Origin of the sequence: Chryseobacterium carnipullorum, assembly GCF_003815695.1 — a bacterium.
Classification (GTDB): Bacteria; Bacteroidota; Bacteroidia; order Flavobacteriales; family Weeksellaceae; genus Chryseobacterium; species Chryseobacterium carnipullorum.
Window position 1 is genome coordinate 2470429 of the sequence record NZ_CP033920.1, and the last position, 21677, is coordinate 2492105.

The window sequence follows — 21677 nt, forward strand, 5'->3', positions numbered from 1 at the left end:
ATTTATTCTATTCATGAAGAATAGTTCTTGACGTCATAAAATTAGTATAAATTTGCGCGTTTAAAAAAAATAAGCTGACATGGCAGACGTTACAGAAGAAGGTTATCATTTTGACATAAAAAAACTTTCTTTTATTGGAGTTTTAGTCTCTCTCGGAATTGTATTCGGAGATATCGGGACATCACCGCTTTACGTGATGAAAGCGATTGTAAATGCAAGAGACGGCGGCAGTAATATGCCTTTCAACGAATACATAGAAGGAGCTCTCTCCTGTATTATTTGGACCCTTACTCTTCAGACTACAATAAAATACGTAATCATTGCTTTAAGAGCAGATAACAAAGGAGAAGGAGGTATTCTGGCTTTGTTCTCATTAGTTAAAAATCTTAAAAAAGGATGGCTCTATCTTATTGCTATCATAGGCGCAGCAGCACTCGTTGCAGATGGGGTGATCACTCCATCGCTTACCGTGATGTCGGCTATTGAAGGTTTGGAGATCTATAATCCTCATACCCCTGTAGTTCCCATTACAATCGGAATTCTGATTGTCATTTTTGTGGTACAGCAGTTTGGAACCAGCTTTATCGGGAAATTTTTTGGACCGGTAATGGTGGTGTGGTTCCTTGTGTTAGGCGGTTTAGGAGTCATGCATTTGAGTGAAAATTTCGAAATTTTGAGATCTTTCAATCCTTATTATGCCTATAAGCTTATTGCTCATTCTCCAAGTGCAATTGTTATTCTTGGTGCTGTGTTTCTTTGTACAACCGGGGCCGAAGCTCTTTATTCAGACTTGGGACACTGCGGGGCTAAAAACATAAGAGTAAGTTGGGGCTTTGTGAAGATCATGCTTATTTTAAATTATCTGGGACAGGGAGCATGGCTTTTAACCAATCATGCAAAACCAGGATTCTCTGTAGTCAACCCATTCTTCGGAATCATGGAAGAGTGGATGATTGTACCGGGCGTAATTTTGGCGACTGCCGCAGCAATTATTGCAAGTCAGGCCTTAATTACAGGTTCTTTTACCATTTTCTCTGAAGCAATGTCTCTTAACTTGTGGCCTAATCAGAAAATCGATTATCCTTCAGGGGTGAAAGGGCAAATGTATATTCCCAGAATAAACTGGGGACTTCTCATCCTTTGTATTATTGTAGTACTCCATTTCAGAGAGTCTGGAAAAATGGAAGCCGCCTATGGACTTTCCATTACAGTCACGATGCTGATGACCACCATTTTGCTTATTTTCTGGTTATTAAAGCATAGAGTAAGTAAAGTATTGATTCTGTTCTTTGCTTTGGTATATCTGTCTATTGAACTAGGATTCTTTAGCGCAAACATCATCAAGTTCATGGAAGGCGGTTGGATCACCGTAGTATTGGCTGGTTCTATTGGAATCTCTATGTATGCATGGTATAATGGAAGACTGATAAAAACAAGATTTATCCAGTTTGTGAAAATAGATAAATACGTGTCTATCATAAAAGATATGAAGCTGGATGAGAGCATTCCGAAATATGCGACCAATCTTGCTTATTTGAGCAGAGCCAAAAGAAATGACGAGGTAGAATCCAAAATCATCTATTCCATCATTAAGAAACAGCCGAAAAGAGCTGATCATTATTTTATATTAAGTATTGTCAATCAGGAAGATCCATACACTTTCAGATATACTGTAGATGAAATTCTGCCCGGAACTGTTTATAAAGTCAATTTCCTTTTAGGATTTAAAGTAGACCGTAGGATCAATGATTATTTTAATATGGTACTGAAAGATCTTATGGCCGATGGAACCATTCCTTCAAGAAGCAGCCATCCTTCTCTCAGAGCCCATAATATTCCACCGGATCTGAAGTATGTGATTATAGATAATACATATATTAACGATATACTTTTAACGGTTAAACAGAAGATTATACTCAATATCTACAACTTCGTGAAGTACATCGGAAGTGATGACTTTAAAGCGTGGGGAGTATCATCACATAACGTAGAAGTGGAATCTGCACCCATCACAGAACTGACGGTTTATGACACCAAGATTGAGCAATCCGGCTTCTTTCGTCATAATTCCTAAAAGTCCCGACACCAAACCATGCGGTGTATTTAAATAAAAATCAATAAATTTGTAGATAATTTTTTTGATGGATACAATACAAAAAGAAAAAAATATTGCTTTGATTAAGGATGTTTTAAGAAACTACTTATTAGAAAAGGGTTTCAGAAACACTCCTGAACGATATACGATATTAGAAGAAATTTATAATATGGATCACCACTTCAATGTGGATGATCTGTATCTTTTGATGATGCAGAAGAAATATCATGTCTCAAAAGCAACCATTTACAACACTATTGAAATTTTCCTTGATGCCGGTTTGATCCGTAAGCATCAGTTCGGAGAAAAAACATTGACCTCTTCATCTTATGAAAAGTCTTATTTTGACAAACAGCATGACCATTTGGTGATCTACAAAAAAGGCTCTGATAAAGAAATTGAAGAGATCATCGAATTCTGCGATCCAAGAATTCAGGGAATTAAAGAAGCAATTGAAGAAGCATTTGGCGTAAATATTGATTCGCATTCGCTGTATTTCTATGGCACTAAGAATGATTAATTAATGAGAATAATCCTTTTTCTGTTATTTTTTATTTCTGCGTTCAGTTCTGCACAGGACAATAAAACCACGCAGATGGATCCTTATATTCAAAATAAAGGAAAACCTTTACCCGCAGTAAGACCTGAAGATAAGGTAAAGATCATCCATGCCGATGAATTTAAAAAAGACACAAAATACGAGGGCAACCAGTATATGGTGGGGCACGTTCAGATAGAGCATCAGGGATCTATTCTCTATGCAGACGAGGTGATTCTTTACAATGACCAAAGTCTCGTAAAAGCTATTGGTAATGCAAAGCTTCAAAACGCAGATGGCTCTGTCATTACGGCCCAGGAGATGGAATATAACGGAGTTACCCAGAAAGGGGTTGCCAAAAAAGAGGTCGTTCTTACCGATCCCAAGCAGACGATCAAAACAGATATCCTCTACTATGACAGGTTAGCCAATCAGGCCTACTTCAATACCGGAGGAACCATTTCTGATGCACAGAATGTAATGTATACCAAATCGGCTACCTATTTTCTCAATACCAAAATGATAGATTTTGTTGGGAACGTTAAAATAGATAATCCGGATTACATTATAGAGGGAGTTAATATCAAACAGAATCAGAATACTAAGGTAGCTGAATTTTCTGGTCCTACCACCATTACCAACCGCGCCAACCGTAAAAACCGGATTTACACCGAAAAAGGAACTTACAGAATGGAAACCAAGGAGGCTTTCCTGAATAAAAATTCCAAGATCTTTTACAATGACAAGATCCTTACCGGTGATGATATGTATTTTAATAATACCACAGGTTTTGGTAAAGCAACCGGGAATGTTACCCTGGATGATCCGTTAGAAAGAAGATACATCAAAGGAGGGTACGGAGAAGTTTTTCAAAAGAAAGATTCCGCTATGATGACCCAAAGTCCGTATGCTGTTAAGATCATGGAAAAAGATTCCATTTATTTTGCCGCAGAAAAGATTCTTTCTTACCAGAGACCGGACTCAGCAGACATTACCATAAAGAAAAGCTTTTTAAGAGCGTATAAAAAAGGCCGTATCTTTAAATCAAACGCACAAGGTAGGGCAGACTCCATTGCCTTCAACGAAACAGATGGGATCATGCACATGTATACCAAACCGATTCTTTGGAGCGGTGAAAAACAGGTGACCGGTGACAAGATTGAAGCCTATTTCAATACCAAAACAGAAAACATAGATTCACTCAAAGTAATCGGAAATGCTTATGCCATAAGCAAAGTAGATTCACTAAACCTGAAAGATGAGTTCAACCAGGTGAAAGGAAAATTCATGACCGTTTACTACCAGAATAACGAGATTAAAGAAGCCAGAGTAGTAGGGAATGCCCAATCCATCGCCTATGTAGATGACGTTGATCAGGAAACAAAACAGCCTCAGAGAATAGGGATCACCCTTTCCACCTGTGGAATCATTGGTGCTTTGTTTGAGGAAACCGGACTGCAGATTATCTCATGCAGCATCGCAGCGAATTCTGATACCTATCCTATGAGTAAAATAGAACCGGAGAAAAGGAAATTTTCAGATTTCAACTGGAATACCAAAGACCGGATCAGGAAATGGCAGGATATCCTTGTGGACAGTCCCAATTATGAAGAAATAAAATATTCTGCAGATAATGATCTCTTTAATAAAGCTCAGGAAGCTATTGATAAAGAAAAAGCAAAAGAAGAATCCAAAAAACCTAAACGGGTTAAAAAATAAGGAAAAGACCAGCAGCAACTGGTCTTTTTTTATGTTCTTTAATTTTAGCGTTTAATGAATGTTTTATAGCTTTGCTGAAAATTTTCGAGACAATGGAAATGCACAAAGACTTTTTTATATATCAGGCACAGACCACAAAATTTGCAGCAGGTTTTGAAGTTGAAAAAGCAGATGGAAGCTATATCTATGGAACAGATGGAAAAAAATATCTGGATTTTGTAGCCGGTGTTTCTGCCAATACCTTGGGACATTCACATCCTAAAGTAGTGGAAGCTATCAAAAAACAGGCAGACAAATATCTGCACGTTATGGTATATGGTGAATATGCACAGGAAAAACCTATTGCTTTATGTAAACTGCTGACTGAATCTACTCCCGATCCTCTGGAGATTACTTATCTCGTCAACAGTGGGGCAGAAGCTATCGACGGAAGCCTGAAACTTGCAAAACGATATACAGGAAGAGAAGAAATTGTTTCCTTTAAAAACTCGTATCATGGAAATACACACGGTGCATTGAGCGTATCAGGAAATGAAACCCATAAAAGAGAATTTCGTCCTTTGCTACCGATGATCAGCTTTATTGAATTCAATAATGAAAATGATTTTGATAAAATTACAGAGAAAACAGCCTGTGTTATCCTGGAAACCATTCAGGGAGCTGCAGGATTTTTAGTCCCTGCAGATGATTATCTGATCAAGCTTAAAAAAAGATGTGAAGAAGTGGGAGCTCTTCTTATCCTCGATGAGATCCAGCCCGGATTCGGAAGAACCGGTAAATTATTCTCCTTTGAACATTTTGGAATAGTTCCCGATATTCTTGTCATGGGAAAAGGAATGGGAGGCGGAGTGCCGGTAGGTGCTTTTATGAGTTCCAGAGAAATCATGGAAACACTGTCCCATTCACCCAAATTGGGACATATTACAACATTTGGAGGAAACCCTCTGATTGCAGCAGCCAGCCACGCCACTTTAAAAGAAGTATTGGAAAGTGGACTGATGGAACAAACCGCTGAAAAAGAAAAACTGTTCAGAGAACTTCTTGTTCATCCGAAGATTAAAAATATCAATGGAAAAGGCCTGATGCTTGCCGTTAATTTAGGGACACCCGACTATACCCTCAACGTAGCTAAAAAATGCATGGAAAAGGGCCTTATTGTATTCTGGCAGCTTTACAGAAATGAATACATGAGGATCTCTCCGCCGCTAACGATTTCCTTGGAAGAAATCCGAGAGGGTTGCCAGATTATTCTTGATGTTCTGAACGAAGATTAAACCATAAAATCTCTCCATTTGGACTGCCCCCAAAAAGTTAGACACTTTTTAGGGGCATTTTTTATGTATAGAAAAGAAAAATTTAGCGTTGCTTTCAAATTAGAATGTATTAAACTTCACAAAAATTCTCATCGTTCGATTGAATCTATAGCAACAGAGAAAGGATTTAATGAAAGCAATCTGCGCAAGTGGATCGGTTTTTATAACAAGTACGGAACCTTGGGACTACAACCAAGAAAAAACAGGAGCTACTCGTTGAATTTCAAGATTAAAGTTTTGAAAGCCATCGAAACAGAACATCTCTCACAAAGGGAAGCATGTATCCGATTCGATATCGCAGCGCAGTCTACTGTGTTGAGTTGGCAAAGGGATTATGAAAAAAGTGGTATTTTAGGGTTAAAGAATACCCCCAAAGGAAGACCCCGCATTATGAGCGATTATAAACGTAAGAAAAGAAAGTCCGATAAGCCATTAACCCGAGAAGAAGAACTTTTATTGGAAAACGAAAGGCTGCGGGCCGAAATTGATTTTCTAAAAAAGTTAGACGCCTTAACTCTCAAAAAGAACAAACAGAGGCCATCGAAGGATTAAGGCGAAAATATGATCTGTCGGTCCTTCTGGATTGTACAGGTATGGCCAGAAGCAGTTTCTATTACCATCAGAAAGTACTTAAGAAAAAGGATAAATATGGAGAGGTAAAAGCTTTGATAAAACAGATTTATCATAGGCATAAAGGACGGTTGGGATACCGTCGTATCACTTTGGTTATGAAACAACAAGGAATTATAATCAATCATAAAACGGTATTGAGATTAATGAAGACCCTGGGATTGAAAAGTATCATTAGGGTTAAAAAATACAGATCTTACCGGGGAGAGCAAGGCAGGATAGCGCCAAATATTCTTGAGAGGAACTTTAAGGCAGATCTGCCCAACAGAAAATGGGCCACTGATGTGACAGAATTTAACGTCTCGGGCAGTAAATTATACCTTTCACCGATAATTGATCTGTACAACGGCGAGATCGTGAGTTACGATCTCTCGGAAAGACCTGTTTTTGCACAAGTCATAAATATGCTCAAAAAGGGGTTTAGAAAAATCAAGAATACTGAAAACCTCATTATCCACTCTGATCAAGGCTGGCAATATCAGATGAAAGCCTATCAGCATCTGTTAAAAGAAAAAGGAATTATCCAAAGTATGTCCCGCAAAGGAAACTGCCTGGATAATGCGGTAATAGAAAACTTCTTTGGGACTTTAAAATCTGAAATGTTCTACACTAAGAAATTTAAAACAATTGATGAACTCAAAAAGGAAATAAAGGAATATATTAATTACTACAACAACGACAGGATAAGACTTAATCTAAAAGGAAAGAGTCCGGTACAGTACCGAACTCTTTCATATAATAATATTGTTTAATTTTGTCTAAACTTTGGGGTGCAGTCTAATTTCGGAGGGATTTTTTTATGCATAACATGGTGCCTTTAAGTACGAAAATTATATTCAATATATATTTAAAACCCGTGATAAATATCATGAAGATTCTTTAAAAAAGTAATTGCTTTTTTGTGTAATAAAAAAATTAATTTATATATTGCGGGACGATAAAAACAAAGATTATATGGCGAAACATAAAGTCCATTACGAATTTCCAATGCATTGTTTGTCAGAGATTTTATATGAATATCTGGCGACGGCTGAGGGGCTATCTGAATGGTTTGCAGATGATGTGACAGAGAAAGGAGATGATTTCTTTTTTAGTTGGGGTGGAGGACCTGCTGAAAAGGCCACTTTGATTAGATACAAGCCTGAAGGTTTCGTACGTTTCAGATGGGAAGAAGATGAAGGGACTAAAAATTTCTTTGAAATGACGATCACAGTAGACGATATTACAGAAGATCTGGCCCTGAATATTACAGATTTTTGTGAAGAAGGAGATGAAGAGGAAAATGCCTTGTATTGGGAAAACCTTATAGAAAACCTTAGAATAAAATTAGGTGCGGCATAAGCCGTACACGATTAAATGGTAAAACTGATGAACGATTTATCGTTCATTATTTTTTTATAAATAAATCACATCAAAAATTGGAAAATCAATATTTTACATCAGACGGTTTAAATGTAAAGAACAGAGCGTTCCTTTTAGGCGACGCAGTGAAGGTTTCGTTCTTCGTGAGAAACGGAGGATTGATCATGGATGAAGAGTGCTATTTCTTCTTAATGGCTTCCATGAGAAAAATGAGAATGAATATTCCGCTTACCTATACCCTGGAGTTTTTTCAGACGCTTTTTCACAAAGATGTTATCGATGGGAAAGGAATTAAAAATGGAATTATCAATTTTCAGGTTTTCAGAAATAATGATGCGGTGACTGTTTCAAAATCTTCCGTAGCTTATTTTTATGAGGTAACTGAGTCAGATGACGTACTGGCTGTTCATCAGAGACCACTGGAAATGGACCTTATCAAGGAAATCAATGTCAATAATAATTTGTTGAGCAATATCAGGGTTCACAGCCCGGAAAATATCTATGGTGGAATCTATGCGGAAGAAAATGATCTCGATGATGTGATCCTGCTTAATCCCAATAAAAGAATCGCCCGTACAACATCCGGAAACCTGTTGTTCCTTGAAGGAAATGTGATCAAAGTTCCGAAACAGTCTGAAGGAGCCTATATCTCTCCTTTGATGGAGAATTTTGTTACTTTTTTACATAAAAATAACCTGGCAGATATTCAGGAACATGAGATTATAGCTTTTGAATCTCAAAAGGCGGAAGAGATTTTACTGATCTCCGACGAGAAAGGCATATTTTGTGTAGGTAAAATAAGAAATAAAACTTTTGAAAGCTCCCGGTTTATAGAAATGGTGGAAAGCTGGAAGAATAGTTTTTAAAATTGACAAACCCGGTAAACAACAAAGTACCCAAGTCCTTTACCGGGTTTTTTCTGATGATATCAGAATTGTATCTTTATTTAGTATTCACGGATGATCTCTGTGAATTTTTGGGCGATTTCTTTTTGTCCCTTTTCACTGGTAACATACTCTCTGTCCTTGGTATTGTTGATGAACCCAAGTTCTACCAGTACGGTAGGAGCCTTTGTTTCTCTAAGCATGTGGAGATTGCGTTCTTCAATTTTACGGACATCAAATTTTTTGGAAATTTTTTCAGCAAGCTTCTTAGAACCGTCGGTACTTTGAATATACACTTCAGTTCCTTCTTTTGTACTTTCCTTTTGAGGGTCGCTATTCATGTGAAGAGAAATAACCATTTCCGGATTCAGCTTGTTGATCATCGCTGTTCGCTCCTGAAGGGTGGGATAAGCATCAGAATCTCTGGTTAAAATAACCTCATACTGATCCTGATTTTAATTCAGTTTCTTAATCTCGTTAGCAATATTTACCGTAATTTCTTTCTCCGAGAATTTTCCATAGATACTTCCCATATCATTTCCGCCGTGTCCGGCATCGATGACAATGTATTTTTTATGGATAGGAGTAAAGGATAAAAACGAAGCAGAAAAAGCGGATAAAGCGAATAGTTTAATTCCTCTCATGGTCGTGATTTTTGGTTTCTCAAATAACGGGAATTCTTTCTTTAAAATTGGTTAACATAATCTTAAAGTTTGTTAATGTTTTCCTATCGTATCAAATGGGAATTCAGTTAGTTAAGAGAGATGTCCTCAGGTGAATTGGCCCAAAGCAGATATTCTCCACCAAGATTCTGCATAATTGATTTCCAAAGCGTCTGGTCATTGGGAAGGGTATAATCAAGATTGTATACATCCACCACCGTCCACATTTTCCTCAATACCTCTTCATTCAGCTGTTCTGCGGCCCATCCGGAATACCCGGAGAATATTTTCACATCATGAATGCTCAGTTCTTTATTGAGGACTGCGCTGATGATGCTCTCGATATCTTCCGTAATATAGAACTCCTTATTGATCTCAGAATAAATCTCAGTCACTTTCTTTTCTTTAACAATAAAAAAGACCTTATCATTTTCTACAGGACCACCGTCATAGACCTCTATTTTGAAGTCAAAAAAATTTTTGAACTTACTACTCATCTGGCTGTTTTTTTGTTCAATATCAAACCAAATGCACCGCTTTCGTTATGCTCAACGATCAGCACCACCGACCTCGAAAAAATATCGCCGGAAATGTCAGGTGTGGAAATTAATATTTTACCTTTGTATGAGTAATTCATACTCAAATTTAATAAAAAATATTTATGGAAAACCTGCACGACAAAAGAAAAGTGTATGAGAAATCCCAACTTATTGAAAGTGAGATCAAACAAAATCCCTTTGAACAGTTCAGGGACTGGTTTTTAGATGCCAGCGCCAGTCCGGCAGTCTCTGAAGCCAATGCTATGGCCGTTTCTACGGTAGAAGAAGACGGATGTCCGAGAACAAGAATGGTGTTGCTCAAAGAATATACCTATGAAGGGTTTATTTTTTATACCAATTACAGCAGCAGAAAAGGAAAAGCAATAGAACACAGCCATAAAGCCTGTCTTAGTTTTTTCTGGCCTAATCTCGAAAGACAAATCATCATTAAAGCGGATCTTGAAAAAATTGCTGAAAATCTTAGTGACGGATATTTTCATTCAAGACCGAAAGGAAGTCAGTTGGGAGCAGTGGTTTCTCCGCAAAGCCAGGTCATTCCCAATAAAGAATTTCTTGAGGAAAAATTAAAAGAACTCGAAAAAGAATATCAAGATACCGAAGTGCCGAGACCATCCAACTGGGGAGGATACATTGCAAAACCTTACGAAATTGAATTCTGGCAGGGAAGACCCAACCGTCTTCACGACAGAATTATTTATGAACTGGAAGATTTGGACTGGAAGATTTCAAGACTGGCACCGTAGGAAGTAGAAGCTAGACCGAATGCTGGTTTTTATCATTACCAGAAATGACATTTATAATTCAGTAGAAGCGGGCTTTTGGCTCGCTTTTACTTGATAAGCATGACAGAGGTTGTATCTAAAATTTAAAGATTATGATAATAGAGCAGAAATAAAGAGTGTTGATCTTTCTATTGTTGTAGAATCTCAGGTGGCTGAGGCACTCGAAGCCACAGGTACAAAATATAAAAAAGGCCGCTTCAGAAGAAACAGCCTGTGAATTTTTTATAATCTGAATGATTATTTTTTCTTAGCACCAGAAACTGCATTTGATAAATCAGCTCCTGCTTTGAATTTAGCAACTTTTTTAGCAGCAATTTTGATCGGTTTTTTAGTGGCAGGGTTGATACCTTGTCTGGCAGCTCTCTCAGCTACTGAGAAAGTACCGAATCCTACTAAAGAAACTTTTCCATCTTTTTTCTTTAGAGTAGTTGTTACATTACCAATGAAAGATTCTAAAGCAGCTTTAGCTGCAACTTTAGTGATTCCTGCATCTTTTGCGATTGCGTCGATTAATTCAGACTTGTTCATAATTTTTAATATTAAGTTAGTTCGTAATTATAGCAAATATAATACTATTTTCTAATTGTGCAATTATTTTATCAAAACTTATAAAATTTTTTTGCTTTTTGACGAAAACAGTTAAAATATGATAATTTGACTTTTCACGTAAAATCTACGTTACCGCTCACTAAAATCATGCCAAATGCTTATGAGTATTGACTTTAGCGAAAATTTAATATTATTTCCTGTATTTATTAAATCCTGAATTTCGTATAAACTATTAATGTTTTTGCGGATATGTTTGCATATTTTATAAATAATGCTTTGAAAACTTGTCTAATATAAAATTAAGTAGCTGGGTCTGTGGTAGTTTTAAAATGAATTCAAATGTCTGTTTTATTAATTTTTATTAATAAATTTGCAACATGTTAATAGAAGTTTTCAAGTCTAAGATCCATAGGGTACGGGTGACAGCCTCAGACCTTAATTATATTGGGAGTATAACGATTGACGAAGATCTTATAGAAGCCGCCGGTCTGGTAGTGGGAGAAAGAGTCTATATCGTCAATGTCAACAATGGAGAGCGTTTTGACACCTACGTTATCAAAGGAAAAAGAAAATCCGGAGAAGTATGCCTGAATGGTCCTGCTGCAAGAAAAGTACAGAGAGATGATATCATCATCATTATCGCTTATGCACAGATGACGCCTGAAGAAGCACAGGTCTTCCAGCCGAAGATTGTTTTCCCGGATGAAAAAACCAACCTTCTGACCTGATCCATGGAGAAAAAATCAAAGAATCCTTTAAAATCAATACTAACAATAGTAATATCGCTTGCTTTTGCAGGCTTTTTTTTATGGCTTGCCTTAAAAGGTCTTGATTTTAAGGTGATTAAAGCTTCTTTGGCGAAAGCCAACTATCTCTGGGTCCTGTTTGCTTCTGTTTTTGGGATTCTGGCTTACTGGTTCAGGGCGATCCGCTGGAACCTGATGCTGGAACCGATGGGGCATAAAATTTCAAATTCAAATTCACTCTGGTCGATATCATTCGGATACCTCATGAATCTTACCATTCCGAGAAGTGGTGAAGTGGCAAGAGCTACTGCTTTATATGGAGTAGAGAAAGTTCCCGTAGATAAATCTTTTGGGACGATTATTCTTGAAAGAGTGGTGGATCTTATCTGTATGCTCGGGTTTTTGGGATTGACCCTGCTCTTTAAATATGAAGCAATTCTGTCTTTTTATGAAAATTCAGATATTAAGATTCCTAATAACATTCTGATTATTCTTCTGATACTCACAGTGGGAATGGTTCTGTTCTTTGTATTTAGAAAGAGACTTACAGAAGTTCCGTTTTTAGGCAAAATCGTCAATTTTATTGACGGGATTTTCGAGGGATTGGCAACCATATTTAAATTAAAAGAAAAAGGGAAATTTATCCTGTATACGTTAGGAATATGGATTTCTTATTACTTTGCAGCCTATCTCGTATGCTTTGCACTTCCTGAAACCTCCAATTTCACCATTGCTGACGGCTTTTTCATTATCGTTGTCGGTACTTTGGGGATGATCATTCCTGCCAGTGGCGGAATCGGAGCTTTCAATCTGGCTATGAAGTTTGGATTTATGGCGCTTTTTATTTCAATGGGGAAAAGTGCGGAACTAGGGGGTGAAATGGGACTGACGTATTCATTTATCTCCCTTCCATTACAGATTACCATTATGTTGGTGATGGGGCTTATTTCTATTCCTATGCTGGCAAAAGCAAGAGAAAAAGCGGTTTCAGGTCAGGAGATCAAAAATTAATTCAACAATACTTTTTCAATTCATATCAGTCCGATTTTTTAATTGGACTTTTTTTATGTTGAAAATTGATAAGAAAGAATCATTGGTCCTTAATGGTTGAAAAACATAGCAAACTCCCGGATAAACTTTTTGATTCCTTTTTCTTATGTTAAAAGCCTATTAAAATTAAACATTACCGCATGCCATTCATTTTTTTATCAATAAATTTGGTCAGTTCACAAATCAAATTTATCTTAAACAAAAAATAATTAATAATCTAAAACACTATGGCAATTAATTTACAGAAAGGACAAAAGATCGATATAGGACTGACAAAAATGACGATAGGACTGGGCTGGGACCCGAATGAAGGGACAGGTTTCGACTTCGATCTGGATGCTTCTGCCATCATGATTGACTCCGACAGAAAATTAATCAATGAAGAATGTTTTGTTTTTTATAATAACCTTCAGTCTCCGGACGGTGCCCTCACCCATACAGGGGATGATCCGAGTGGTAAAAACAGTGACGGGGATGATGATGAGGCCATTATTGTAGATCTTGAAAAAGTAGATCCTAAAGCAGAAGAAATTCTTTTTGTAGTCACCATCGAAGATTTTGAAAGAAGAAAACAAAACTTCGGACAGGTAAGAAATTCATACATCAGAATTGTAGATAACAGCACCAATCAGGAGATTGCAAAATATGAGCTGGATGAAGATTTCTCTATTGAAACCGGAGTAGAATTCGGAAGATTATACAAAAGAAACGGAAGCTGGAAATTTGAAGCATCAGGAATAGGCTACAGAGCAGACCTGGCTTTCTTCCTTGAGAAATACTATAAAGGACAGATCATTAAATAATTTTATTTTCAAATACACAAACTATAACTATGGCAATTAATTTACAGAAAGGGCAGACGATTGATTTAAGAAAAAATGACCGTGGAGAAAGTGTTTACGATCTTTCAAAAGTAACGATCGGTTTAGGGTGGGATGTCAGAAAGCAGGGAGGTTTCTTTGGGAAACTCTTCAGCAAAGAAGCAGAATATGATCTTGATGCAGTAGCTTTTCTTTTAGACGGAAATGGTAAGGTCGCCAACCTTGGAAAAACAGTACAGACCAATGAAGGAAGACAGATTGCTCTTTATCAGGGGGATGTGGTTTTCTTTAATTCTATGCAGCATCCAAGCGGAAATATATGGCTTACGGGAGATAACAGAACCGGAGCAGGAGACGGTGATGATGAGCAGATCATCGTGAAACTTGACCAATTGGACGAGAGCTATCAGAAAATACTATTTCTGGTAACCATTTATCAGGGAAAACAAAATAACCAGCACTTCGGTATGATAGAGAATGCCTTTATCAGAGCGGTAGATGCCAAAGGGAAAGAAATTACAAAGTACAGTCTTTCAGGAGATGCAAGTATGAACGGGAAATGTGCCATGGTTTTTGCAGAAGCATACCGACACAATGGCGACTGGAAATTCCGTGCCATTGGAGAACCGCATCAGACCGATAACTTTATTGAGATTCTGAAGCAGTATTCCTACAGCAATTAAACTTTAACGATTGATCAAACTAAAAAAGCCGGCAGGAAAGTTTTCAACTTTCGCTGCCGGCTTCAGAATTAATACCATCTTATCATGAGCAGGAGACTATTAGCCTACTTTTTACTGGACACTTCAGGTTCTATGAATGGAGAACCCATCCAGGCGCTGAATAATGGATTTAACGGGCTGATAAGCATGCTCCGTGCAGATCCTCAGGCCATGGACAGCCTTCATCTCAGTGTAATCACTTTTGACCGCGAGGTTAAAAATATCATTCCGCTGATCGACCTGGCCAGTTTTTACCCTATGGAAATCACCTGTCCCGACAGTGGTCCAACCCACACCGGTGCAGCACTGGAAATGGTTTCGGAACTGGTGAAGAAAGAGCTGGTCAAAGGTTCTTCAGACGAAAAAGAAGACTGGAGACCGCTGCTTTTTATATTTACCGATGGAAAACCTTCTGACATCCAGAAATACAGACAAATGATTCCTGTGATCAGAAGCCTGGAATTCGGTGCTATTGTAGGTTGTGCAGCAGGTCCGAAAGCAGATGAACAGTTTCTGAAGGAGCTTACAGATCACGTGGTAAAACTCGATACTACCGATGCCATCACCCTTTCCTCATTTTTCAAATGGGTAAGTTCATCCATTACGATGGGAGGGAAATCACAGGGAACGGAAGAAAGTACACCGCTGCCTCCGCCGCCTTCCGAGCTTAATATTATTATCTAAATCACTTGTCTTTACGATAAACCATGAGAAGACTACCCATTTATTTTTTAGTCGATGTCTCCGAATCTATGGTCGGAGAACCTATTGAGCAGGTACAGGAAGGTATCGCCAATATCATCAGAGAATTGAAAAAAGATCCCTATTCACTGGAAACGGTGTATATTTCGATTGTAGGTTTTGCAGGAGAGGCTGAAGTCATTACGCCGCTTCAGGATATCATCAGCTTTTATCCTCCGAAGATCCCTATCGGCAGCGGGACTTCATTGTCTCAAGGCCTTATTAAAGTCATGGACTGTATAGACAGGGACATCGTGAAAACTACTTATGAAAGAAAAGGCGACTGGAAACCTATCGTTTTTCTTTTTACGGACGGTGTTCCTACCGATGATGCCACAAAAGCCATTGAAAGATGGAACAACAAGTATCACGGGAAAACCAATACCATAGCCGTATCTATCGGAGAAAATACCAACTATAAACTGCTGGGGACTTTATCAGATAATGTTTTACTTTTTAATAACTCTGATGAAAATTCCTACAAAGAATTTTTCAAATGGGTGACAGATTCCATTAAAACAACCAGCCAAAGTGTTACAGAAGCCAATAAAGAAGGAATTAATCTTTCAAAAATTGATTCCATTATTCTGGAAAAAGTAGATCCTCAATTGGAGCAAAAATTTCCGGACAATAACTTTGTGGTATTGAATGGTAAATGTTCCGAAACCGAGAAACTGTATCTAATGAAATTCAAAAAGACATTCGCCGAATCAGGCATACCGGGAATGTCTACAAGATATTACAGACTGGATGGCGCTTACAAAATTGATGAAAAAGCCTATTTCAGACTTTCTTCTTCCCAGAAAAATAACCTCAAAATATCCATAGAAGAACTTCAGGGAGGAACTTCCTGTCCACACTGTGCAAATCCTATCGCTTTGGCAACCTGTTCGTGCGGTGGAATTCACTGTCTCAAAGGAGAAGGCTACAACAAATGTCCATGGTGCGGAACTTCCGATTATTACGGGTTTTCGAGTGAAGGATTTGATATTAACAGGACACTTGGATAATAAGATAAAATCCTATTTCGCAGACCAAAAACCAAACCATGGAAAAAGCGGTTATTTACAGAGAAAAAGAAGAATTTAAAGAAGTCCATCTGGTGCTCAAAAATGCCAGTTCAAAACAGTTTTATGAATTCAGTTTTGAGATGGACGACTTTCCGAACATAAAAATTAAAAGCATCGCAAATCTTCAGGAGACGGGACTTACATTTGATAATAATAAAATATCCGGAATTCCTTACGCAAGCAGCGTGCATGAGCTGGATATTGAATTCTATCATATCCGGGATCAAAACAACACCGAGATCAAAACAGTTCATCTTCTGGTGAATGCAGATCCCAAAGATCTATGGAAAAATATTCCGTCCGATGCAAAAGATGTTTACTACAAACGCGATGAAGCATCTTATCAGGGGAAATTTTCCGATAAAAAAATTACCGTTGTATCAAAAAGAGGGCGTGCTCACGCTCATGAAGGGAAATTCAGGGATGATGATTTTGCAGTGAATGAACTTCCCGGAGGCTGGAGTATTGTTTCTGTTGCGGATGGTGCAGGTTCCGCTGTAATGGCCAGAGAAGGTTCAAGACTGGTTGTTGTTTCCGTAAACAGTTTCTTCAATTCCAGTGAAATTTTAAATGAGATCGGCAAAAATATTGAGATCGTTTACAATACCTCTAAACTCTCAGAAGAAATCAGGTCTGAAGCCAGAGAGAATATCATAAGGTCACTTTATGAAGGAGTTCTGCATGTATATCATGTTTTGGATAAAACAGCTACGGAAAATTCTTTTTCCATCAAAGATCTTCACACGACGCTGATCTTTGCATTAGTGAAAAAGTTTGATTTTGGATATGTCATTCTTACGTTTGGAGTAGGAGACTGTCCCATCAATTTAATCAGTACTGACTTTTCTGAAGTGAAGCTGCTGAATACAATGGATGTGGGGGAATTTGGTGGCGGCACCCGATTTATCACGATGAGCGAGGTTTTCAATGATAGTATGAGCTCTAGATTTGGAATGACCTGCATAAATGATTTTTCTTATCTGGTCCTGATGACCGACGGTATTTACGATCCCAAATTCATAACGGAAAATAAACTTGAAGATACAGACAGCTGGAAAACTTTTTTTGGCGACCTGAACGGGCATAATGATGACCGCGCAAAGGTAGATTTTATCAACGATACCGATATTGATCAGCAACTTCTGAAATGGACTGATTTCTGGAGCCGGGGAAATCACGATGACCGAACACTGGCCATAATCTATTAAAATATGAAAAAGACCGTTAAAGTTGTTTCCGTTCTGGACCCCAACAAATCTTATGAATATGTAGATGAAAGCCCGATCCGGGGCGGTATAAAGGATGTTTATTTTTCGCCTGACAGAGAATATGTAGTCGCTTTTTACCGGAATCCTTTGGACGCGGGGCAGAAGGAGCGTATCATGAGGATTGTTTCTACCTATCTTGGAAATATACGGAACGGTAATTCATCAGACTATTTTCTGAACGAAATATTCAGGTGGCCTTACGATATTGTAGAAAGGAACAAACTGACGGGAATTGTAGTTCCTATTTACCATAAAAAATTCTTCTTTGCGAAAGGCTATATCGGGTCCGATAATATTCAGGGTCAGGATAAAGTGGGTAAATGGTTTACGGCTCCCATGTTCAGGAATCAGCAGTATCCTTTGAGGCTGGATCCTTCTGAACTTGGGGATTGGCTGAGCTATTTCCAGATCACTATTAATATCAGCAGAGGCGTGAAAAAGCTTCACCAGATGGGACTGGCGCACTCCGATCTTTCCTACAACAATATTCTGATAGATCCGGTGACGAAATCTGCCTGCATTATTGATATAGACGGATTGGTTGTTCCCAAACTTTTCCCGCCGGAAGTCATAGGAACGGCAGATTTTATTGCTCCCGAAGTTTTAAAGACCAAGCATCTCAGCATGCAGGATCCGGGAAGGCATCTCCCTAATCAGAAAACAGATCTGCATGCATTGGCCGTGCTGATTTATATGTACCTGTTCAGACGACATCCTTTGAGAGGAGGGAAAATATGGGATCTGGATTCCGAAAAAGATGAGGTAATTTCTATGGGTGAAAAAGCTTTATTCGTAGAACATTCCCAGGATCTGTCCAATCAAGTAAAAGCCGACCATCTTAGAAAATGGGATGCATTCTGGGGTGATCCTAAAAAAATTCCTTACACCGCTGCGGGACCTTATCTGTCCGAACTTTTTAAGAAAGCATTTATAGACGGACTTCATGATCCCATTAGACGGCCGACAGCCAATGAATGGGAGACTGCTTTGTTGAAGACAGCGGATTTGGTACAGCCATGCCACAATCCGGAATGTACTGAAAAATGGTACGTCTTCGACAACAGCAGCTATCCGAAATGCCCTTTCTGCGGCACTCCACATCGTGGAACACTGCCGGTTCTGGACCTGTACTTTAAATTTGATGAAGAGGTATGGAAACCTGAGAACCATCGTTTGATGGTCTACAACAACCAGTATTTATTCAAATGGCATGTTTCCAGAAAGGTGATCCGGAATGAAAATCTTACGATGCAGGATAAGATGCCTGTAGGATATTTTACTTTTCATGAAGGAAGATGGGTGCTGGTCAATCAGAGCCTGACTTCCATGAAAGATGTTACGGAACAGAAAGAGATTCCGCCCGGATCTATGGTAGAAATTACAGATGGGAAGAAAATACTTTTGTCTGCTGAAGAAGGCGGAAGACTGATCTTTGTCACTTTAGCGAATAAATCATAAAAAAATCTACAGATTTTTTAGAAACTTAAGTGTACTTCTTTTGTGCAAAGTTTTAAACTTAAAAATTAACTTAAGTGTAAAAACTTTTGTGGTTGACATAATTTTAGTTGGCAGAGGCTTCGAGAGTATCAGCTCCCAATGACCTTTGTCGTCAGTTGTTATGGGATGACTCAGCATGGAGTCATTATCTATAAATCCCGCAGATCTCTCAGATTCCCCAGAATTCAATAATGAGATAAAAATCTACAGATTTTTTAGAAAACTTAAGTGTACTTCTTTTGTGTAATGTTTTAAACTTAAAATTAACTTAAGTGTAAAAACTTTTGTGACTTTTGTGGTTGAAAATTTTATAACTTTTTTATTGAAATTCCATAAAATAAGAATGTTCATCTTCACCCACCGTTTTGAATCCTAAGCTGGTGTACAGATGTTGAGCTTTATTGGTTTTTAAGACACTTAATTCTACTGTTTTACCTTCTTTAGACGCTTCTTCAAGAATGTCTTTTAAAATTTTTTTTCCGAGCCCTTTTCCCTGTTGGGTGGGATCGATCTGAAGTTGAAAAACTTCTGTTTTATTACCTCTGTTGATCTTCAATAATCCGACAGGTTCATCGTTTAAAAGGATGATATGGGCTTTATCAAACTGATAAAGAATTCGCTGAAGCGTTGTTTCTCTGTCTGTTGGAAGATGGGAATTGGCGTAATGCGGATTCATGGTTTTCGTTCTCAGATCAAGAAGATAATCAATGTCGTTTTCTGAAGCTTTTCTATAGGTAATAATCGTGTTCATAAGGTGGGTTGAGGTCCGATTTTTTAAGCAAGGTTTTCTGATGATGATGATGATCAGGAATCTAAGATAACGATTCTCGGATTTTTATCTGCATTAATTCTCAGTTTCATTTCGATGAACTGTTTAAAAAATGCATAAGCATAGTAGATGGTCTGTGCATAAGGCCCTTTTTCATCAGCTGAACAGTCTTTGATAAAATCACATTCATGTTCAATTTCTTTAAGCAATATAAGGTTATTTTGTTGGTCTGCCGTTATACGCTGGATGATGTCTTCCTCACTTTTGGTAAACTCATATTCATATCCGTCCATTTTTTTATCCAGGATCATTTTCATCAAAAGGATTGTATAATCATTAAATTTTAAAAAGTCTGTTGAATCCATATTGATACCGCCATCACTATTTTCTGATTCAGAAATGGGGAAATAATGGGTATAGTTTCCAAATTGAAACATATAGCTGGTACAAACCGTTGAGGTAGGAATTTCATACAGCAGAATAATTCCATAATGGTCATACAATTCCTCAAAATATTTTTCCTTTATGGTATCATCTCTCCCAGTATATTCTGAATAAACTTCTTCGATGAGGAAAAGATTGATTTCAAACAATTCATCGGGTGTGATGGTATTCATGTCATTTTTCACCTTCTCTAATATATTTTCAAGGGTAATGTCATACTTGCCTGTTTCTTTTTTCCTGTCTTCCAGAAATGTTTTAAACGTTCTTGTATGGAATTTTTTGTGCTTCAGATCATCATAAAGATAGACAGACGCCTTTTCCTTATCGAACATATAGATTTCGGTATTTCTTCCCACTTAATTGTAGTATAAACTATTTCAAACTTATTTTCAGTCCCATTTCTTTTTTCATATGCAGCAGCACTTCAGCATTTCCTTTGGCATCATCTACAGGATTATGCGTATGTTCTGTTTTGCGGAGGTGCTTCCATTGGGCGAAAGTATTCTTTTCCAGTCCGCAATAGAGATCAGAAAGCCTTCTTGATGAATAACCGAAGGGATTTTTGCCGGTAAAATGATGAAAGTACCAGCAGATGAACATCCAATCGAAACCGTTGTTATCACTGATGAAAACAGGTCTTCCTTTTGAGTATTCTTTAATCCATTCTTCGAATTCCAGCATGACTTCTTTAGGATCATCAAAACACATGGTTTTTTCTCTGCTGAATCCGGACACTGCTAAAGCATCCGGATTGAATTTTTCCGAAATAGGCTTCAGTTTCCCGTAGAACGTAGTATCCAGTGCGTCATTCACAAGGACTGCTCCAAAGCAGACCATCGAAAAATCTCCGGGAATCGGGCCATCTGATTCAATATCGACCATAAAATAACTCATTATTTAATCAAATTTTATATTTCTGCTGTTCATATAGGCTTCATCAATCTCTTCTCTTTCCAGTCGGTCAGGATAAATAGAAACTTTTATGAATTCATTTTCGAACGAATCTTTGATAAACAGCTCATTACCATTTAATTTTACTTTTTTAGTGAATCCTTTCGTAATAATTTCTTCTGCTTTTAAAGTATTAATGTTGAAAACAAAAAGTCTTTGTCCGTGCTTATCAACATATTGGGTCACAAGAAAGTTTTCAAAAAACTGTAAATGTCCTCCCGATGATGGCTGACCCATTGTATTAATAGGGGGACGCCAATTGATGATGATATCTCTGTTTATTTTTATCCGTATCAGTTCGTGTCCCACTTCGTTACTCTGCCACCAGGCGAAAACTCCCTGGTTATTGATGGCGGTACTGTACTTATCGATTTCAATTTCGGTACCGAATGCATCTTTCCAGAAAATCCGGTCTTCTTCAATCTCAAAATCCCGAACAGTAAGATAGAGTTCTTCTTCTAGTATTTCGAAAATTTCTTTTGTGGTCATACCATTTATTAAGAA

Annotated in this window: 22 protein-coding genes and 2 pseudogenes; 17 read left to right on the forward strand and 7 right to left on the reverse strand. The window is 37.8% G+C overall.

Going from position 1 to position 21677, the window contains the following annotated elements:
- Positions 1 to 79 precede the first annotated feature (79 nt).
- The 8 genes from EG346_RS11240 (at position 80) to EG346_RS11275 (ending at position 8523) form a co-directional block, all read left to right on the forward strand.
- Positions 80 to 2074, forward strand: a complete 1995-nt coding sequence (locus tag EG346_RS11240) for a KUP/HAK/KT family potassium transporter (RefSeq protein WP_073335185.1) — start codon at positions 80 to 82, stop codon at positions 2072 to 2074.
- A gap of 67 nt (positions 2075 to 2141) precedes the next feature.
- Positions 2142 to 2615: a Fur family transcriptional regulator gene (locus EG346_RS11245; RefSeq protein ID WP_034731532.1), complete on the forward strand. Its 474-nt coding sequence runs from the start codon at positions 2142 to 2144 to the stop codon at positions 2613 to 2615.
- A gap of 3 nt (positions 2616 to 2618) precedes the next feature.
- Positions 2619 to 4352 carry an OstA-like protein gene (locus EG346_RS11250; protein ID WP_123878691.1) on the forward strand — a complete coding sequence of 578 codons (1734 nt, stop codon included), beginning with the start codon at positions 2619 to 2621 and terminating at the stop codon, positions 4350 to 4352.
- A gap of 98 nt (positions 4353 to 4450) precedes the next feature.
- Positions 4451 to 5626, forward strand: coding sequence for an aspartate aminotransferase family protein (locus EG346_RS11255; protein WP_123882638.1), 1176 nt, complete (start codon positions 4451 to 4453; stop codon positions 5624 to 5626).
- Between the two features lie 63 nt (positions 5627 to 5689).
- Entirely contained in the window at positions 5690 to 6217 is a 528-nt protein-coding gene (locus EG346_RS11260) for a helix-turn-helix domain-containing protein (protein ID WP_073337025.1), read from the forward strand.
- Positions 6205 to 7047 carry an IS3 family transposase gene (locus EG346_RS11265; RefSeq protein ID WP_123878693.1) on the forward strand — a complete coding sequence of 281 codons (843 nt, stop codon included), beginning with the start codon at positions 6205 to 6207 and terminating at the stop codon, positions 7045 to 7047. The genes EG346_RS11260 and EG346_RS11265 overlap by 13 nt, the downstream gene beginning before the upstream one ends.
- A 202-nt stretch (positions 7048 to 7249) precedes the next feature.
- Positions 7250 to 7636: an START-like domain-containing protein gene (locus tag EG346_RS11270; RefSeq protein WP_073335235.1), complete on the forward strand. Its 387-nt coding sequence runs from the start codon at positions 7250 to 7252 to the stop codon at positions 7634 to 7636.
- Between the two features lie 77 nt (positions 7637 to 7713).
- A complete protein-coding gene (locus EG346_RS11275) occupies positions 7714 to 8523 on the forward strand; it encodes an aminotransferase class IV (RefSeq protein ID WP_123878695.1) in 810 nt (269 codons plus the stop codon).
- A gap of 80 nt (positions 8524 to 8603) precedes the next feature.
- On the opposite strand, the pseudogene EG346_RS11280 reads toward EG346_RS11275, so the two are convergent.
- Positions 8604 to 9185 (reverse strand): annotated as a pseudogene (locus tag EG346_RS11280) (N-acetylmuramoyl-L-alanine amidase family protein).
- Between the two features lie 107 nt (positions 9186 to 9292).
- Positions 9293 to 9840 (reverse strand): annotated as a pseudogene (locus EG346_RS11285) (YqgE/AlgH family protein).
- Positions 9841 to 9864: 24 nt separating this feature from the next.
- Here EG346_RS11285 and pdxH point away from each other — a divergent pair.
- Positions 9865 to 10506 carry a pyridoxamine 5'-phosphate oxidase gene (gene pdxH / locus EG346_RS11290; RefSeq protein ID WP_123878698.1) on the forward strand — a complete coding sequence of 214 codons (642 nt, stop codon included), beginning with the start codon at positions 9865 to 9867 and terminating at the stop codon, positions 10504 to 10506.
- Positions 10507 to 10782: 276 nt separating this feature from the next.
- Here pdxH and EG346_RS11295 read toward each other — a convergent pair whose 3' ends face one another.
- Positions 10783 to 11073, reverse strand: coding sequence for an HU family DNA-binding protein (locus tag EG346_RS11295; protein WP_002976900.1), 291 nt, complete (start codon positions 11071 to 11073; stop codon positions 10783 to 10785).
- A gap of 398 nt (positions 11074 to 11471) precedes the next feature.
- Between EG346_RS11295 and panD the strand changes: the two genes are divergently transcribed.
- From panD to EG346_RS11335, 8 genes are all read left to right on the forward strand, one after another.
- Positions 11472 to 11822, forward strand: coding sequence for an aspartate 1-decarboxylase (panD, locus tag EG346_RS11300; protein ID WP_034709952.1), 351 nt, complete (start codon positions 11472 to 11474; stop codon positions 11820 to 11822).
- A gap of 3 nt (positions 11823 to 11825) precedes the next feature.
- Positions 11826 to 12851 (forward strand): lysylphosphatidylglycerol synthase transmembrane domain-containing protein, encoded by a 1026-nt coding sequence (locus tag EG346_RS11305; RefSeq protein ID WP_123878700.1) that lies wholly within the window; start codon positions 11826 to 11828, stop codon positions 12849 to 12851.
- Between the two features lie 266 nt (positions 12852 to 13117).
- Positions 13118 to 13693: a TerD family protein gene (locus EG346_RS11310; RefSeq protein ID WP_047450147.1), complete on the forward strand. Its 576-nt coding sequence runs from the start codon at positions 13118 to 13120 to the stop codon at positions 13691 to 13693.
- Positions 13694 to 13722: 29 nt separating this feature from the next.
- On the forward strand, positions 13723 to 14394 hold the full coding sequence (locus EG346_RS11315; protein ID WP_073335178.1) for a TerD family protein: 672 nt from the start codon (positions 13723 to 13725) through the stop codon (positions 14392 to 14394).
- An 84-nt stretch (positions 14395 to 14478) separates the two neighbouring features.
- On the forward strand, positions 14479 to 15117 hold the full coding sequence (locus tag EG346_RS11320; RefSeq protein WP_073335177.1) for a vWA domain-containing protein: 639 nt from the start codon (positions 14479 to 14481) through the stop codon (positions 15115 to 15117).
- 23 nt (positions 15118 to 15140) lie between these two features.
- Entirely contained in the window at positions 15141 to 16184 is a 1044-nt protein-coding gene (locus EG346_RS11325) for a TerY-C metal binding domain-containing protein (RefSeq protein WP_123878702.1), read from the forward strand.
- A 38-nt stretch (positions 16185 to 16222) separates the two neighbouring features.
- Positions 16223 to 17452, forward strand: coding sequence for a PP2C family serine/threonine-protein phosphatase (locus EG346_RS11330; RefSeq protein WP_123878704.1), 1230 nt, complete (start codon positions 16223 to 16225; stop codon positions 17450 to 17452).
- 3 nt (positions 17453 to 17455) lie between these two features.
- Positions 17456 to 18970: a helix-hairpin-helix domain-containing protein gene (locus EG346_RS11335; protein WP_123878706.1), complete on the forward strand. Its 1515-nt coding sequence runs from the start codon at positions 17456 to 17458 to the stop codon at positions 18968 to 18970.
- Between the two features lie 358 nt (positions 18971 to 19328).
- Here EG346_RS11335 and EG346_RS11340 read toward each other — a convergent pair whose 3' ends face one another.
- The 4 genes from EG346_RS11340 to EG346_RS11355 are packed head-to-tail and all read right to left on the reverse strand — an operon-like array spanning position 19329 to position 21662.
- Complete coding sequence (locus EG346_RS11340; protein ID WP_123878708.1) at positions 19329 to 19760, reverse strand: GNAT family N-acetyltransferase; 432 nt, start codon at positions 19758 to 19760, stop codon at positions 19329 to 19331.
- Between the two features lie 53 nt (positions 19761 to 19813).
- Positions 19814 to 20578 (reverse strand): hypothetical protein, encoded by a 765-nt coding sequence (locus EG346_RS11345; protein ID WP_073335172.1) that lies wholly within the window; start codon positions 20576 to 20578, stop codon positions 19814 to 19816.
- 16 nt (positions 20579 to 20594) lie between these two features.
- Positions 20595 to 21116, reverse strand: a complete 522-nt coding sequence (locus EG346_RS11350) for a 3'-5' exonuclease (protein WP_123878710.1) — start codon at positions 21114 to 21116, stop codon at positions 20595 to 20597.
- Positions 21117 to 21119: 3 nt separating this feature from the next.
- On the reverse strand, positions 21120 to 21662 hold the full coding sequence (locus tag EG346_RS11355; RefSeq protein ID WP_123878712.1) for a hypothetical protein: 543 nt from the start codon (positions 21660 to 21662) through the stop codon (positions 21120 to 21122).
- Positions 21663 to 21677 lie beyond the last annotated feature (15 nt).

Excerpts from the sequence above, each read along its gene's own strand:
- EG346_RS11315 (WP_073335178.1), top strand. The coding sequence starts at position 13,723 with ATGGCAATTAATTTACAGAAAGGGCAGACGATTGATTTAAGAAAAAAT.
- EG346_RS11325 (WP_123878702.1), top strand. The coding sequence starts at position 15,141 with ATGAGAAGACTACCCATTTATTTTTTAGTCGATGTCTCCGAATCTATG.
- EG346_RS11335 (WP_123878706.1), top strand. The coding sequence starts at position 17,456 with ATGAAAAAGACCGTTAAAGTTGTTTCCGTTCTGGACCCCAACAAATCT.
- EG346_RS11305 (WP_123878700.1), top strand. The coding sequence starts at position 11,826 with ATGGAGAAAAAATCAAAGAATCCTTTAAAATCAATACTAACAATAGTA.
- EG346_RS11255 (WP_123882638.1), top strand. The coding sequence starts at position 4,451 with ATGCACAAAGACTTTTTTATATATCAGGCACAGACCACAAAATTTGCA.
- EG346_RS11295 (WP_002976900.1), bottom strand. The coding sequence starts at position 11,073 with ATGAACAAGTCTGAATTAATCGACGCAATCGCAAAAGATGCAGGAATC.
- EG346_RS11260 (WP_073337025.1), top strand. The coding sequence starts at position 5,690 with ATGTATAGAAAAGAAAAATTTAGCGTTGCTTTCAAATTAGAATGTATT.
- pdxH (WP_123878698.1), top strand. The coding sequence starts at position 9,865 with ATGGAAAACCTGCACGACAAAAGAAAAGTGTATGAGAAATCCCAACTT.
- EG346_RS11310 (WP_047450147.1), top strand. The coding sequence starts at position 13,118 with ATGGCAATTAATTTACAGAAAGGACAAAAGATCGATATAGGACTGACA.
- EG346_RS11270 (WP_073335235.1), top strand. The coding sequence starts at position 7,250 with ATGGCGAAACATAAAGTCCATTACGAATTTCCAATGCATTGTTTGTCA.
- EG346_RS11350 (WP_123878710.1), bottom strand. The coding sequence starts at position 21,116 with ATGAGTTATTTTATGGTCGATATTGAATCAGATGGCCCGATTCCCGGA.
- EG346_RS11355 (WP_123878712.1), bottom strand. The coding sequence starts at position 21,662 with ATGACCACAAAAGAAATTTTCGAAATACTAGAAGAAGAACTCTATCTT.
- EG346_RS11245 (WP_034731532.1), top strand. The coding sequence starts at position 2,142 with ATGGATACAATACAAAAAGAAAAAAATATTGCTTTGATTAAGGATGTT.
- EG346_RS11320 (WP_073335177.1), top strand. The coding sequence starts at position 14,479 with ATGAGCAGGAGACTATTAGCCTACTTTTTACTGGACACTTCAGGTTCT.
- EG346_RS11340 (WP_123878708.1), bottom strand. The coding sequence starts at position 19,760 with ATGAACACGATTATTACCTATAGAAAAGCTTCAGAAAACGACATTGAT.
- EG346_RS11330 (WP_123878704.1), top strand. The coding sequence starts at position 16,223 with ATGGAAAAAGCGGTTATTTACAGAGAAAAAGAAGAATTTAAAGAAGTC.
- EG346_RS11240 (WP_073335185.1), top strand. The coding sequence starts at position 80 with ATGGCAGACGTTACAGAAGAAGGTTATCATTTTGACATAAAAAAACTT.
- EG346_RS11250 (WP_123878691.1), top strand. The coding sequence starts at position 2,619 with ATGAGAATAATCCTTTTTCTGTTATTTTTTATTTCTGCGTTCAGTTCT.
- panD (WP_034709952.1), top strand. The coding sequence starts at position 11,472 with ATGTTAATAGAAGTTTTCAAGTCTAAGATCCATAGGGTACGGGTGACA.